We start from the raw sequence: 12,276 nt of genomic DNA, 5'->3' as shown, positions 1-12,276 counted from the left end.
GCTTCAGGTGAGAGGAGTTTAATTTAGAAAAATCTAAATTACAAAGGTGCAGGCCATGAGCGATGCAATCCAGCTTCATCCGCAGGTGGAACCGTTCTTCGACAAGGACACCGGCACGTTCACGTACGTGGTGTACGAAGGCGAGGGCGGCGCCGCGGCGATCATCGACCCGGTACTGGACTACGAGCCGGCCGGCGCACGGATCAGCACGGCATCGGCCGATGCACTGTTGGCGTTCGTGCGCGGCAAGGCGCTGCAGGTGACGTGGATCCTGGAGACGCACGCGCATGCCGATCACCTCAGCGCGGCCGGATACCTGGCCGACATCCTGCAGGCGCAGGTGGCGATCGGGCGCGGCATCGTGCAGGTGCAGGAGCGGTTCAAGGCGCTGTTCGGGCTGGGCGAGGAATTCATCGCCGATGGGCGCCAGTTCGACAGGCTGCTCGTCGATGGGGACCAGTTCGCGATCGGCGCCCTGCCGGTGCGTGTGATCGCCACGCCCGGGCATACCGATGACGGGCTGACGTACGTGATCGGCGATGCGGCCTTCATTGGTGACACCCTGTTTGCGGCCGACACCGGCACGGCGCGCACCGACTTCCCGGGCGGCGACGCGCATCGCCTGTTCGCTTCGATCCAGAAGATCCTGGCGTTGCCGGCGGATACGCGGATGTTCCTGTGCCATGACTACCCCGGCACGCGCCGTGAGGCCGAACCGCTGACCAGCATCGCCGCGCAGCGTGCCGGCAATGCGCACTTGAAGGACGGTGTCGACGAATCGGCCTTCGTGCAACTGCGCCAACAGCGTGATGCGACCTTGCCGGTGCCGCGACTCATCCTGCCCGCGTTGCAGGTCAACATCCGCGGTGGCCGCCTGCCCGAACCCGATGCCAACGGCGTGCGCTACTTCCGCCTGCCGCTGGACCAGATGGGTGATGCGCGATGAACACGTGGATGAGCGCGCTGCTGGGCGGCGTGCTGATCGGCATGGCGGCGACCCTGCTGCTGTGGTTGACCGGCCGCATCGCCGGCATCAGCGGCATGCTCGGCGGTGTGCTGCTGCCGAAGCAGGGTGAACTCGCGTGGCGGCTGGCCTTCCTGATCGGACTGGTCGGCGCGGGTGCGGCCTGGTTGTGGTCGGTGCCCGGTGCGTATGTGCCGCGGCAGGGGTTTCCGCCGCTGTTGCTGGTGGTGGCCGGCGTGCTGGTGGGCATCGGCACGCGGATGGGCAATGGCTGTACCAGCGGGCACGGCGTGTGCGGCTTGGGGCGCCTGTCGTTGCGGTCGCTGGCAGCGGTGCTGACCTTCATGCTGACCGCGGTGATCACCACCTTCATCGTGAGGCACGTGGCATGAGTACGCATGCACGCATCACCCTGGCGGCGCTGCTTTCCGGCGCGCTGTTCGGGTTGGGCTTGGCGGTGTCGGGCATGACCGATCCACAGCGCATCCTCGGTTTCCTGGACGTGTCCGGTGACTTCGACCCGGCCCTGTTGTTCGTGCTCGGCGGTGCGGTGCTCACCACGCTGGTGTTGTTCCGCTTCGTGCTGCGCCGGCCGGCACCGGTGTTGGCGGCGCGGTTCCAGATCCCGGCGCTCAAGCAGATCGACCGGCCGTTGCTGCTCGGCGCAGCGTTGTTCGGTATCGGCTGGGGCTTGGCCGGCTACTGCCCGGGGCCTGCACTGGTGGGGCTGGGCGTGCTGTCGCCGGAAGCGTTGTGGTTCGTGCCGGCGATGCTGCTGGGCATGTACCTGCATCGTTGGCTGGGTGGGCGGTAGGAGTCAACTGTCTTTGCCATGCTGCTCTGCCCCGGCTTTCCAAGGGGCATCGTCGCGGCGCATGGCATTGAGACGGGTGAGGTATTTGCGCATGCATGCTGTTACTGCGAGCTTTTTGGGTTTGCCTGCGGCAACCATGGCGCGATAGCTCTGGCCAAGGGCCGGATCCTTGCGGATAGCCGACCAGGTGGCCATGTACAGCACGCGCCGGACATCGGCCCGGCCACCGGAGATGCGCCGTTGTCCACGCCAGCGGCCGCTGTCCCGGTTGTAGGGCGCCAATCCGACCAGGGCGGCGATCTGGCGACGGTCCAGCGTTCCCAGTTCAGGCAGGCGCGCAGCCAAGGTCGCACGCAGGACCGGACCCAGCCCCGGCGCCTTGCCCTGCAAGGGCAAGGTGGCCGGCAGCAGCTCGGCAATGAGCGTGTCCAGTTGCTTGATCCGTTGCTGCAGGTCGTTGATGCATGCATGCGTGCTGGATGGCATGGGCGGTGGGATCGGATATCTGCTGGAGTCGACGACGATGTGAATCGCGCTCGCCCACCAGGGCGGTTCGCAAGTGCACGCATTGGCGTAAACGCTCGGTGGCTTCGGGCAGGGGCTTGCTAACTGGGGCCGGCAGCAACTGGGCGGCCACCGCCAGCATCCGGGCATCCAAGGCGTCGGTTTTGGCCTTCAGGCCCAGCGCCTGAGCCAGTTGACGCGGGCGATCTGCCGAAATCCGCACGGCGGGGAGTGCGGCCTCATGCAGGACAAGTAGCAGCGAGGCCTCATAACCGCCACTGGCTTCAAACAGCACCCGGTCAGCACCCAATGCACTGAGCCAGGCCACCAGCTCCGCCCGTCCCTGGGCCGAATTGGCAAAGCAGCGACGCTGCTCCTGTGGCAAGGCGTGGACGACCAATTCATTCTTGGCCACATCGATACCGACATGGATGCTCATGACGCGCTCCCGTTATAGGCTGACGGTGAGAGCGGCTCCCTCAATCCCCTGCTTGTACGGTCCGGAGTGCAATCCGATCAACTGTTCGGGCTGATGAGGGAGTTTGGAGTGCGGCGCCCTGACTCCTACTCGTGCTGGTAGGCACTGCGACCTGACGGGCTGCCGCACTCCGCTCTCACCTGCAATCTAGTCGGTCCTTAGACACAAGCGGCCTCGGCCGCGAAGCAGGAATCACATGCGGAGTCGGCATGCCTGCAATTGCACGATGTGGCTGGGCGCTGGAATGGGTGTGGCTTCGCGGCCGAGGCCGCTCCTGCACGCGTGGGTCAGAGCACCTGGCGGGCGGGATCGCTGAGTTCAAGCTCGCGCAGCACGACACTGGCCTGGGTGCGGTTGCGCACGCCCAGCCGTTCGAAGATGGCGGACAGATGCGCCTTGACCGTGCGTTCCTGCACGTCCAGGCGGTCGGCGATCTGCTTGTTGAGCAGCCCTTCGGCGACCAGCACCAGCACCCGGAACTGCTGTGGCGACAGGCTGGCCAGGCGTGCGGCCAGTTCGCTGTCGTGGCTGGAGGACTGCGCGCGTGCCACCGAGGCGCGCAACGAGGCCGGCAACCATTGCTCGCAGGCCATCACGCTGCGGATGGCGTCGTGCAGTTCGTTCAGGCCCGAACTCTTGGGCAGGTAGCCGGCGGCACCGTGGTCAAGGGCGCGCCGGACCACGCGCGGGTCGTCGTTGGCCGAAACCACGATCACCGCCACGCCCGGGTGCTGCGCGCGGATCGCCGCCAGACCGGCCAGGCCGTGGTTGCCCGGCATGTGCAGGTCGAGCAGGATCAGGTCGGTTTCCGGGGCGTCATCCAATGCGGCCAGCACGCCTTCCAGTGACTCGGCCTCGCGCACCTGCATGCCGCTGACCGCGTCGCTGGCAGCCTGACGCAGCGCAGCGCGGAACAGGGGGTGGTCGTCGGCGATCAGCAGGCTGGGCATTCTTGGGCGGGGGCGTGTGGACGACGGAAGCGGTGAGTAAAGGCCGAAGCAGCGACAAACGCAACCGCATCAACGCGCAGCATGCGCGGATGCGGTTGGCCGTTGTCGTCGGCGTGCATGCACTTACTGCGACGTCCAGCCGCCATCCATCGGCATCGCCGCGCCGGTGACGTTGTGTGCCTCGCGACGGCACAGCCACACCACCATCGCGCCGATGTCCTCCGGCAGCGACATGCGCAGGCTGGGCTGCTTCTCCTCAAGCAGGGCACGCACGCCGTCGTCGCGGCTGCCGCCGTTGCGGTGGGCCTGGATCTGCGGCTCGATCAGCGGGGTTTCGACCCAGCCCGGGCAGATGCAGTTGACGGTGACGCCGCCGCTGTCGCGACTGCCGGCGGCGGCGTATTCCAGCCCGGCCACCTTGCTCAGGCCAACGATGCCGAACTTGCTGGCCACGTAGGGTGCCTTGTTCTTCGAGGCCACCAGCCCGTGCACCGAGGCGATGTTGATCACCCGGCCGAAGCCACGCTCGGCCATGCCCGGCAGGGTGTGCTGCATGGTGTGGAAGGCGGCGCTGAGGTTGATGGCGATGATGTCGTCCCATTTCTGCGACGGCTGCTCGGCCAGCGGCGCGGCATGCTGGATGCCGGCGCAGTTGACCAGCACGTCGACCTGGCCCCAGGCCTGCACGGCTTCAAGCAGGGTGGTGATTTCGTCGGGTTTGCGCAGGTCCGCGCCGAAGTGACGGGCCTCGCTACCGGCATCGGCCACGCTCTTGAGCGCGGCGTCGATCTGCTCGGGCGTACCCAGGCCGTTGATGGCCACGCGCGCGCCGGCCGCCGAAAGCGCCTGTGCGATGGCCAGGCCGATGCCGGAGGTACTGCCGGTCACCAGTGCGGTGCGGCCTTGCAGGAAGCGGTCCATGGGGGACTCCGTAGAACAGTGGGGAAAGTACGGAAAACGTAGCAGCTGGGGTGCTAAAAGCGTGTGGTACGAAAGTACGATGAGCCGGCCCGTGGGCCTCTGCTAGTGTGCCCCCATGAGCCAATCCCTACTGCGCGCCGCCTGCGGCCTATTCGTCGGACTGAGCCTGGCCTCCTGCGCCAGCGGCCCCGCCTCCCAGTCCGTGGAGCCTTCCATGTTCAGCAACGAACTCCGCAGCGAACACCGCGGCAGCGACGACCTGCTCACCGCCGGCCTCGGCCTGGCCGGCTTGCGCAGCGTGGCCCCGCCGGCCTTCGCCGACGCTACCGCGCCGACCGTCGAGGAGCTGCGTCGCCGCGCCCTGTGGGGCAGCTGGCGTGGCATCGCCGACCTCGCCCCGGGCGGGGGTTATGGCGAGCTGTTCGGCAGCCTGGCGCCGGCGCCGGGCCGTGAGTACTCGGCCTATGCCCGCCTGCCGGGTGCCAGGCAGCCGCACCGGGTGCTGGCGCAGGTGCCGGACAACTTCGACCTGGCCAAGCGCTGCGTGTTGGTGGCCCCGGCCTCGGGCTCGCGTGGCATCTACGGCGCGGTGTCGGTGGCAGCGGCCTGGGGCCTGCCCAAGGGTTGTGCGGTGGTCTACACCGACAAGGGCGCCGGCAGCGACTACTACGACCTGGACGCACAGCAGGGCGTGCGCGCCAATGGCAGCGTCGGTGCACTGGGCGAGGCCGCCGACCTGGCGTTCGCGCCGGATGCGCCGGTCAATGCATCGGGCGTGGCCTTCAAGCACGCCCATTCCAAGGACAACCCGGAGGCCGACTGGGGCCGGCACGTGAAGCAGGCGGCCGAGTTCGCGTTGCTGGCATTGGGCCAGGCCTATCCGCAGGCGGCGCCGTTCACCTTCGACAACACCCGCATCATCGCGGTGGGCATCTCCAACGGCGGCGGCGCAGTGCTGCGCGCGGCCGAGATGGACGGTGACTGGCTGGATGCGGTGGTGGCCGGCGAGCCGAGCATCTATTCCGATGGCCCTGGCGCGCGTGCGCTGTACGACTACACCACCGAAGCGGCGCTGCTGATGCCGTGCGCGCAGCTGCATATGAGCAACCTGCCGCAACCGCCGCTGACCGCCGCATTGCAGGCGGGCGCTGCGGTGCGCTGCGCCACGCTGGCCCGCGAGGGCGTGATCAGCGGGGCGACGCCGGCCGCGCAGGCGCAGTCGGCCTACGCGTTGATGCTGAGCAAGGGCTGGACCGATGCCGCGTTGCGCGCAGGCGCGCTGTCGACCGGTTTCGATCTGTGGCGTGCGATCGCCGCGACCTACGCCTCGGCTTATGGCCGCTATGGCGTGGGCGAGCATCCGTGCGGTTTCAGCTTTGCCGCGCAGAACCCGGACTTCTCCCCGCGCGTGGCCAGCGCCGCCGAGCGTGCGGCCTGGATCTCCGACGGTAGCGGTATTCCGCCGGGCGCCGGCGTCGGCCTGCTCGACAGCAAGGTGCAGTTGCCGGACCTGACCTACGCCGGCCTGAAGTGCCTGCGTGGCTTGTGGGACGGGCAGGGTGAGGATGCCAAGCGCGTGCAGGCCGGCATCCAGGCCACCCGCGCCGGGCTGCCGCGCAAGGGATTGCCGGTGATGGTGGTGCATGGCACCGACGATGGGCTGATCCCGCCGGCCTTCAGCAGCAAGCCCTACGCCACTGCCGCCAAGGCGGCGGGGCGTGAGGTGAGCTACTGGCAGGTACAGCACGTGCAGCATTTCGACGGGTTCCTGGGCCTGCCGGATTACGGCGCGCGCTACCTGCCGCTGTTGCCGTATGTGTACGCCGCACTGGACCGCGTGGAAGCGCGCCTGGACAACGGCACCGCGTTGCCGGCCGATGCGGTGATCGCGACCACGCCGCGTGCCGGCCAGCCGCTGACCGCCGAGCACCTGGCCGTGCCGCGCTGACCCCACGGCAGGAGCGGCTTTGGCCACGAGGCCGGTTGAGGTTGCGGGGCGCATGAAGCCTGTCATCTGATTCTTCGGATGGCAGGCTTCTGCGTTCATGCGTGCATTGTTGGTTTCGCGACTGAAGTCGCTCCTGCCGTCCTGGCGCCCTGCCGCGCGCGGGCGATGGCATCATGCGCGCATGGACCTTCTGAATTTTTCTTCCCGTGTCATTCCCGCCGCCCAGTACCAGCGCGAGCGCTGGCGCAACGGGCTGGGCTGGACCCGCGAGATCCTGCGCCTGCCCGAGCAGGGCGATTGGCAGCTGCGCTTGTCCATCGCCGAGATCGAGCAGGACGCCGCGTTTTCCGCATTCCCGGGCATCGAGCGCGAGCTGGTGCTGCTGCAGGGCGAAGGCCTGCGCCTGCGCTTTGCCGATGGCCGCTGCGAAACCCTGTTGCCGCCCTACCAGCGGCTGCGTTTCGCGGGTGAGGACGTGATCACGGGCGAGCTGGTCGATGGCTTCACCCAGGACTTCAACCTGATGTGGCGGCGGGATGAGGTGAATGCCGAGCTGCTGCATCGTCCGTTGGTCGGCAACATGCTGTTCTTCACCGAGCCACAGGCGGCCTGGGCGATCCACCTGCTGGCCGGGCAGGCCCGCTTCGAAGGCGATGTGCTGCCGGCATTGTCCGCAGGCGATACCGCCTGGTTGGGTGCCGGGGCACGCGAGCGCTTCACGCTGCACGGTGGCGGCGAGCTGCTGGCGATCCGGGTGACTCCGGCTGTGACGCGGTAGAGCGGGGCCCTGCTCCGCTGAGGCGCTGGCGGGAAAGCCCCGGCGCTACCCGTTGGGAGTACTCAGTACACGTCGCGCCGGTAGCGGCCGGCGATGCGCAGGGCTTCGTGGGCCTCGCTGCCAAGGGCATCGAGGATCACCGCGTCCACCGCCGGGGCCATGCCCTGCAGGCTGCCGCAGACCAGCACGGTGGCGCCGTGGTCGATCCACTCGCGCAACCGCGGCGCGTGAGCGGCCAGTGCATCCTGCACGTAGTGGAAGGCGCTGCCATCACGGCTGAAGACCGCGTCGAGGTGTTCGATCCAGCCTTCGCGCTGCCACTGCTGCAGCTCGTCGCCGAAGTGGAAGTCATGGGCGGCATGGCGCTCGCCGAACAGCAGCCAGTTGCGGCGGGCGCCGATGTCGATGCGCGCACGCAGGTGCGCGCGCAGGCCGGCGATGCCGGTGCCGTTGCCGATCAGGATCAGCGGGACGTCCGCGGCCGGCGGATGGAAGTTGGCGTTGCTGCGCAGGCGCAGGTCGATGCGGTCACCGGGTTGGGTGTAGTCACATAGCCATCCACTGGCCAGGCCGGGTTGGCCATCCGGGCGCAGCTGTCGGCGCAGCATCAGTTGCAGGTTGCCTTCGCCGGGCATCGAGGCGATGGAGTACTCGCGATGCGGCAGCGGCCTGAGCTGGGCGGCGAGGGCGGCGATGTCGATGTCGGCGGCATGCTCCGGCAACTGCGAGGCAGCGAGCAGTTCGCCCAGCAGGCGACCGTCCGGCAAGCGGGTGCCGGGGTCGAATCCATGTGCCTGCATCCAGGCCTGCACCGCCGCGGTGGATTGGCGTGGCCCGATCTCGGCGATGTCGCCTGCCTGCCAGGATGGCAGCGCACCTTCGGCCGGTTGCAGTGCCAGGTGGAACACCGGGCCACCGACACTGCCGGGGTTGAGCAGCCGGCGCGATTGCAGCCGCCAGGGCTGGTACTCGGGCGCGCTCCAGTCCGGCACGTTGCTGGTGGTGCCGCCCAGTTGGCCGAGCAGCTGTTGCCAATGGCGCAAGGCATCGGGATCGGCGTTGTCGACCTCGACGAGGTCGAACAACGGTTGCGCGCCATGTGCGCGCAGCCATGCATCGAGTTGGTGGCCGAAGGCGCAATAGTGTTCGTAGCTGCGGTCGCCCAGAGCAAGCACCGCGTACTGCAGCCCCGGCAACGCGGTTGCCTGCGGCATCACCCGGCGCAGGAAGGCCAGTGCATGGTCCGGCGGGTCGCCTTCGCCGGTGGTGCTGGCGATGAACAACGCCTGGTGGCTGCTGCCCAGCAGGGCGGCGTCGACCTGGTCCAGCGCGCGCAGGCGGGTGGCATGGCCGGCGGCACGCAGGCTCTGGGCGCTGCGTTCGGCCAGTTGTCGGGCAAAGCCGGTCTGGCTGGCCCAGACGATCAGCAGCGGCGGTTGCCCGGTGTCGCTGGCCAGCTCCTTGCGCGGACGCACGCGCCACCACAGGACGAAACAGGCAAACGCATAGACCGCGCCCACGCCCGCCGCGCTCCACCATTGCCAGGGCAGTGGCGAGGCCTGCCACCAGCCTTCGCCCAGGTGCAGGCGCAGCAGCAGCACGGCGACGGCCACCAGCACCGCGATCACGGCCAGGTTGCCGAACAGCGCACGATTGAAGCGGGGGGTACTCATGTGGCGTCTGCGTCCAGGTACTGCTGGAAGGCGGGGGTCATGGCTTCCTGCAGGCCACTGCCATCGCGCGAGACGAAGCGTGCGGCCAGCCCCTGCGCCCGCGCAAAGGCCAAGCCCTGTTCGGCGCCCAGCACGGTCAATGCAGTGGCCCAGGCATCGGCGTGCATGGCCTGGCGATCGATCACCGTCACCGCGGCCGCGGCGCGGGTGACCGGGGCCTGCGTGCGCGGATCCAGCGTGTGGCTGTAGGACACGCCATCGTGGTCATAGTGGTGCCAGCGATCGCCGGAGGTGGCGATGGCCAGATCGTCCAGTGCCAGCACCCGCGGTGGGTACTCGGCACCGGCATCCTCCTCGGGCGCGGACTCGACCAGCACGCGCCAGGGCTGGCCGTCGGGCTTGCGGCCGTAGCCGTGCAGTTCGCCGCCGACTTCGACCAGCGCCGCCTCGACGCCGTTGCGACGCAGCCAATGGCTGACCAGGTCCACCCCATAGCCCTTGGCAATGGCGGACAGATCCAACTGCAGGCCGCCGGGTTGCAGCGCAGCGCGTGCCGGTTGATCCAACTGAAGTTTCTGCCAGCCGCAGTGGCGGGCGACTGCTGTTCTTTCTGCAGCATCGGGTATGCGCTGCGCGCGCGCCTGTGCACCGAAGCCCCACAACGCGACCAAGGGGCCGATGCTGGGATCGAATGCACCGTCGCTGCGCCGGGCGATGTCGTGCGCGGCGCTGAGCACGGTCCAGAAGTCCTCGGGGAGCGGCTGCCAGTGGCCGGCAGCGGCACGGTTGTAGCGACTGATGTCCGAGTCTGGTTCCCAGGTGCTCATCTGCGCGACCACGCGATCGAGTTCCCCCTGGATGCCCGCGTGCAGCGCATGCAGGTCACGGCTGCGTGGCGCGACCAGCTTGACGCTCCAGGTGGTGCCCATGGTGTGGCCGCCAAGGGCGGCGATGTCAGCGTTGGGGGACATCAGTGTCGGGAATCGGGGAGCCTTTTGTCCTTCTCCCGTGTACGGGGGAAGGTGCCCCGAAGGGGCGGATGGGGGAGCGTTCTTGCTGACATTGATCGGCGACGGGGCCGCTCCTCGTGCCCTCACCCCAACCCCTCTCCCGCAGGCGGGAGGGGGACTTTGAGCAATTGCTTACTGCGGCAGCACTTCCAGCGTGGCGACGTAGGTCAGGCGACGCACGTTGGCCTGCGCGACCGTGGTCTTGTTGTCCTCGGTGCCGGTTTCCAGCCAATACATGCCAGCCTCCGGCCAGGTCACCGAGAACTCGCCGTTGGCGTCGGTGGTGACCTTGATCTCTTCCTGCGCGTTGCGGTAACGGGTGCCGCCGCGGGTGATCTCCACTTCCAGGCCGGCCTGCGGCTTGCCGTCCACCAGCAGGCGGAACCTGGCGGCCTCGCCGGCGAACAGGTCGTTCGGGTGGCCCACGGCCACCATCTCCAGGCCCTTGCCGGTCGGCTTGAGCGCGGTGTCGTTCGGTGCGCCGTTGGTGACGAAGGTCTCGACCCGCCCGGCGGTCTCGGAGACCTTCAGCTCCGGTGCGTTCTTCGGCACTTCGGTGGCGAACTTCTCGGCGTTGCCGCGCCAGCGCTTGGGCTTGCCGTCTTCCTGCCAGGTGGCCGAGAGGCCGGCGTTGACGTTGGCCAGGCGGTAGGTGCCCTGCTGGGTGAGTTCGACGTCGAACACGCTGCGGTACTTGCCGGTGGCCACGTTCTGCGGCTGCACGGTGCTGCCGTCCGGTGCGGTGATCACCAGGTTGTCGATGCGCAGCGGCACGTGGTTGAAGTAGAACAGGTCGTTGGAGACGGCCGCGTCCACGGTGATCCACGGGTTGGTGCCGGAGATGACGGTCTGCGACGGCTGCAGCCAGGCCTTGTGGGCCGAGGCAGTGAACGGAACCAGCGCGGCGATGGCGGCGGCAATCAGGAGGGAACGCTTCATTCGGTGGGCTCCAGTGCGGTGGTGCGGATCAGGGCTTGACGGACAGGGTGACGGCGCCGAGTTCGGACGTGCCCTGGGCACTGCCGTTCTGGACGCTGCGCGCCGGCCAGGTGAAGGGGATCTTGAGCAGCTCGCGGCCACCGACCTCGCGGGCGGCTTCCACCACCAGGGTGTACTGGCCGGCGGGCAGGCCGCGCAGCTGCGGCTGGCGGTCGTTGAAGCTGAGCTGGTGCTTGCCGACCGGGCGGGTCGGGCCGGTGACGCCATCGACCGGCACCTGCAGGGTGCGGCCGCTCTTGCGCCACCACTGGCGCAGGTCCGGCAGCCACTTGGTGCCATGGCCCTCGGCGGTGTCGCGCAGCTGGTACCAGACCGACAGGTTGGCGGCGACCTTCTGGTCGGCACCCTCGATCCACACCGCGACATACGGGCGGTGGTATTCGGCGACGTTGAGCTTGGGCACTTCGACGTTGACGTCGAGGCTGGCGGCGTAGGCGGCCGGGGCGGTGGCGATCAGGCCGCTCAGGGCGATGGTCAGGGTGACGCGCATGGTGCGACTCCGGGAGGAATGACGATCAGTGGATGAGGAGCAGGGCGATCAGCAGCGGGATCAGCAGGCCCAGGCCGACCAGCGGCCAGGTCATGCGCCGCTGCCGCGCGTGCAGATGCAGCAGGAACAGGCCGGTGATGCAGAACACCAGGCAGGCCACGGCGAACAGGTCCAGGAACCAGCCCCAACCCGGTCCGGCGTTGCGGCCCTTGTGCAGGTCGTTGAAGTAGGACACCCAGCCACGGCGGGTCTTCTCGAACTCCACCGCGCCGGTCTGGCGGTCGATGCTCAGCCACGCATCGGCACCGGGCCCGGGCATGGACAGGTAGACCTCCTCGGGCGACCACTCGGCCGGGCGTTGGCCGATGGAGACGTCCAGCCGCGCCGACAGCCAGTCCGAGACCCGCGCCGGCAGCGGCGCGTTGCCATCCTCGCGCGTACCCAGCGCCTTGAGCACCGGCGCCGGCAGCTCCAGCTGCAGGTTCTGTACCTGCGGCTTGGCTTCTATCTTCGAGGCGTGGTTGAGGGTGATGCCGGTGATGGAGAACAGCAACATGCCGATCAGGCAGACCGCCGAACTGATCCAGTGCCACTGGTGCAGCGTGCGCAGCCAGAAGCCGCGGCTGGCCTGTTGCTGCACGGTGTTGGTGGAAGCGCGGTCTGCGGACACGGGAACGAGGCGGATGGGAGACCGGGAATTAGATCATTAATGAGAATGATTCGCAATTTGTATCGAATTGTATCGCG

The 12,276-nt window shown here is 68.3% G+C and carries 13 protein-coding genes and 1 pseudogene; 5 read left to right on the top strand and 9 right to left on the bottom strand.

Going from position 1 to position 12,276, the window contains the following annotated elements:
• Nucleotides 1-55 precede the first annotated feature (55 nt).
• The 3 genes from ATCM_RS11900 to ATCM_RS11890 are packed head-to-tail and all read left to right on the top strand — an operon-like array spanning nt 56 to nt 1,778.
• Nucleotides 56-946 carry an MBL fold metallo-hydrolase gene (locus ATCM_RS11900; RefSeq protein WP_132864733.1) on the top strand — a complete coding sequence of 297 codons (891 nt, stop codon included), beginning with the start codon at nt 56-58 and terminating at the stop codon, nt 944-946.
• Complete coding sequence (locus ATCM_RS11895) at nt 943-1,356, top strand: YeeE/YedE family protein (protein WP_132864732.1); 414 nt, start codon at nt 943-945, stop codon at nt 1,354-1,356. Before ATCM_RS11900 ends, ATCM_RS11895 begins: the two co-directional genes overlap by 4 nt.
• Entirely contained in the window at nt 1,353-1,778 is a 426-nt protein-coding gene (locus ATCM_RS11890; protein ID WP_132864731.1) for a DUF6691 family protein, read from the top strand. Before ATCM_RS11895 ends, ATCM_RS11890 begins: the two co-directional genes overlap by 4 nt.
• 3 nt (nt 1,779-1,781) lie before the next feature.
• On the opposite strand, the pseudogene ATCM_RS11885 reads toward ATCM_RS11890, so the two are convergent.
• The 4 genes and pseudogenes from ATCM_RS11885 to ATCM_RS11870 form a co-directional block, all read right to left on the bottom strand.
• A pseudogene (locus ATCM_RS11885) lies at nt 1,782-2,126 on the bottom strand (transposase); the annotation flags it as partial.
• On the bottom strand, nt 2,104-2,721 hold the full coding sequence (locus ATCM_RS11880) for a transposase (RefSeq protein ID WP_132864729.1): 618 nt from the start codon (nt 2,719-2,721) through the stop codon (nt 2,104-2,106). The pseudogene ATCM_RS11885 and the gene ATCM_RS11880, both read right to left, overlap by 23 nt.
• A 326-nt stretch (nt 2,722-3,047) precedes the next feature.
• A complete protein-coding gene (locus ATCM_RS11875) occupies nt 3,048-3,710 on the bottom strand; it encodes a response regulator transcription factor (protein ID WP_132864728.1) in 663 nt (220 codons plus the stop codon).
• Between the two features lie 123 nt (nt 3,711-3,833).
• A complete protein-coding gene (locus ATCM_RS11870; RefSeq protein WP_132864727.1) occupies nt 3,834-4,631 on the bottom strand; it encodes a 3-hydroxybutyrate dehydrogenase in 798 nt (265 codons plus the stop codon).
• A gap of 115 nt (nt 4,632-4,746) precedes the next feature.
• On the opposite strand from ATCM_RS11870, the gene ATCM_RS11865 reads away from it, so the two are divergent.
• Entirely contained in the window at nt 4,747-6,579 is a 1,833-nt protein-coding gene (locus ATCM_RS11865; protein WP_132864726.1) for a 3-hydroxybutyrate oligomer hydrolase family protein, read from the top strand.
• A 181-nt stretch (nt 6,580-6,760) separates the two neighbouring features.
• Nucleotides 6,761-7,357 carry a HutD family protein gene (locus ATCM_RS11860; RefSeq protein WP_132864725.1) on the top strand — a complete coding sequence of 199 codons (597 nt, stop codon included), beginning with the start codon at nt 6,761-6,763 and terminating at the stop codon, nt 7,355-7,357.
• A 62-nt stretch (nt 7,358-7,419) separates the two neighbouring features.
• Here the strand turns inward: ATCM_RS11860 and ATCM_RS11855 are convergent, their stop codons facing one another.
• The 5 genes from ATCM_RS11855 to ATCM_RS11835 form a co-directional block, all read right to left on the bottom strand.
• The gene (locus tag ATCM_RS11855; protein ID WP_132864724.1) at nt 7,420-9,030 is read right to left on the bottom strand and encodes a sulfite reductase flavoprotein subunit alpha; all 1,611 of its coding nucleotides are present in this window, start codon (nt 9,028-9,030) and stop codon (nt 7,420-7,422) included.
• Nucleotides 9,027-10,001, bottom strand: coding sequence for an FAD:protein FMN transferase (locus ATCM_RS11850; RefSeq protein WP_132864723.1), 975 nt, complete (start codon nt 9,999-10,001; stop codon nt 9,027-9,029). The genes ATCM_RS11855 and ATCM_RS11850 overlap by 4 nt, the downstream gene beginning before the upstream one ends.
• Nucleotides 10,002-10,172: 171 nt before the next feature.
• A complete protein-coding gene (locus ATCM_RS11845) occupies nt 10,173-10,979 on the bottom strand; it encodes a DUF4198 domain-containing protein (RefSeq protein ID WP_132864722.1) in 807 nt (268 codons plus the stop codon).
• Between the two features lie 28 nt (nt 10,980-11,007).
• A complete protein-coding gene (locus ATCM_RS11840) occupies nt 11,008-11,529 on the bottom strand; it encodes a DUF2271 domain-containing protein (protein ID WP_132864721.1) in 522 nt (173 codons plus the stop codon).
• Nucleotides 11,530-11,554: 25 nt separating this feature from the next.
• A complete protein-coding gene (locus ATCM_RS11835; protein WP_243694003.1) occupies nt 11,555-12,199 on the bottom strand; it encodes a PepSY-associated TM helix domain-containing protein in 645 nt (214 codons plus the stop codon).
• Between the last annotated feature and the right edge of the window lie 77 nt (nt 12,200-12,276).

It is taken from the genome of Stenotrophomonas sp. ATCM1_4 (assembly GCF_004348115.1).
GTDB classification, from domain to species: domain Bacteria; phylum Pseudomonadota; class Gammaproteobacteria; order Xanthomonadales; family Xanthomonadaceae; genus Stenotrophomonas; species Stenotrophomonas capsici.
The sequence above is the reverse complement of the archived record's forward strand: the minus strand, read 5'-3'. Positions and strand labels throughout refer to the sequence as shown.

What these genes read in the sequence shown, in the direction of transcription:
- ATCM_RS11900 (WP_132864733.1), top strand. Translation starts at nt 56, where the DNA reads ATGAGCGATGCAATCCAGCTTCATCCGCAGGTGGAACCGTTCTTCGAC.
- ATCM_RS11895 (WP_132864732.1), top strand. Translation starts at nt 943, where the DNA reads ATGAACACGTGGATGAGCGCGCTGCTGGGCGGCGTGCTGATCGGCATG.
- ATCM_RS11890 (WP_132864731.1), top strand. Translation starts at nt 1,353, where the DNA reads ATGAGTACGCATGCACGCATCACCCTGGCGGCGCTGCTTTCCGGCGCG.
- ATCM_RS11880 (WP_132864729.1), bottom strand. Translation starts at nt 2,721, where the DNA reads ATGAGCATCCATGTCGGTATCGATGTGGCCAAGAATGAATTGGTCGTC.
- ATCM_RS11875 (WP_132864728.1), bottom strand. Translation starts at nt 3,710, where the DNA reads ATGCCCAGCCTGCTGATCGCCGACGACCACCCCCTGTTCCGCGCTGCG.
- ATCM_RS11870 (WP_132864727.1), bottom strand. Translation starts at nt 4,631, where the DNA reads ATGGACCGCTTCCTGCAAGGCCGCACCGCACTGGTGACCGGCAGTACC.
- ATCM_RS11865 (WP_132864726.1), top strand. Translation starts at nt 4,747, where the DNA reads ATGAGCCAATCCCTACTGCGCGCCGCCTGCGGCCTATTCGTCGGACTG.
- ATCM_RS11860 (WP_132864725.1), top strand. Translation starts at nt 6,761, where the DNA reads ATGGACCTTCTGAATTTTTCTTCCCGTGTCATTCCCGCCGCCCAGTAC.
- ATCM_RS11855 (WP_132864724.1), bottom strand. Translation starts at nt 9,030, where the DNA reads ATGAGTACCCCCCGCTTCAATCGTGCGCTGTTCGGCAACCTGGCCGTG.
- ATCM_RS11850 (WP_132864723.1), bottom strand. Translation starts at nt 10,001, where the DNA reads ATGTCCCCCAACGCTGACATCGCCGCCCTTGGCGGCCACACCATGGGC.
- ATCM_RS11845 (WP_132864722.1), bottom strand. Translation starts at nt 10,979, where the DNA reads ATGAAGCGTTCCCTCCTGATTGCCGCCGCCATCGCCGCGCTGGTTCCG.
- ATCM_RS11840 (WP_132864721.1), bottom strand. Translation starts at nt 11,529, where the DNA reads ATGCGCGTCACCCTGACCATCGCCCTGAGCGGCCTGATCGCCACCGCC.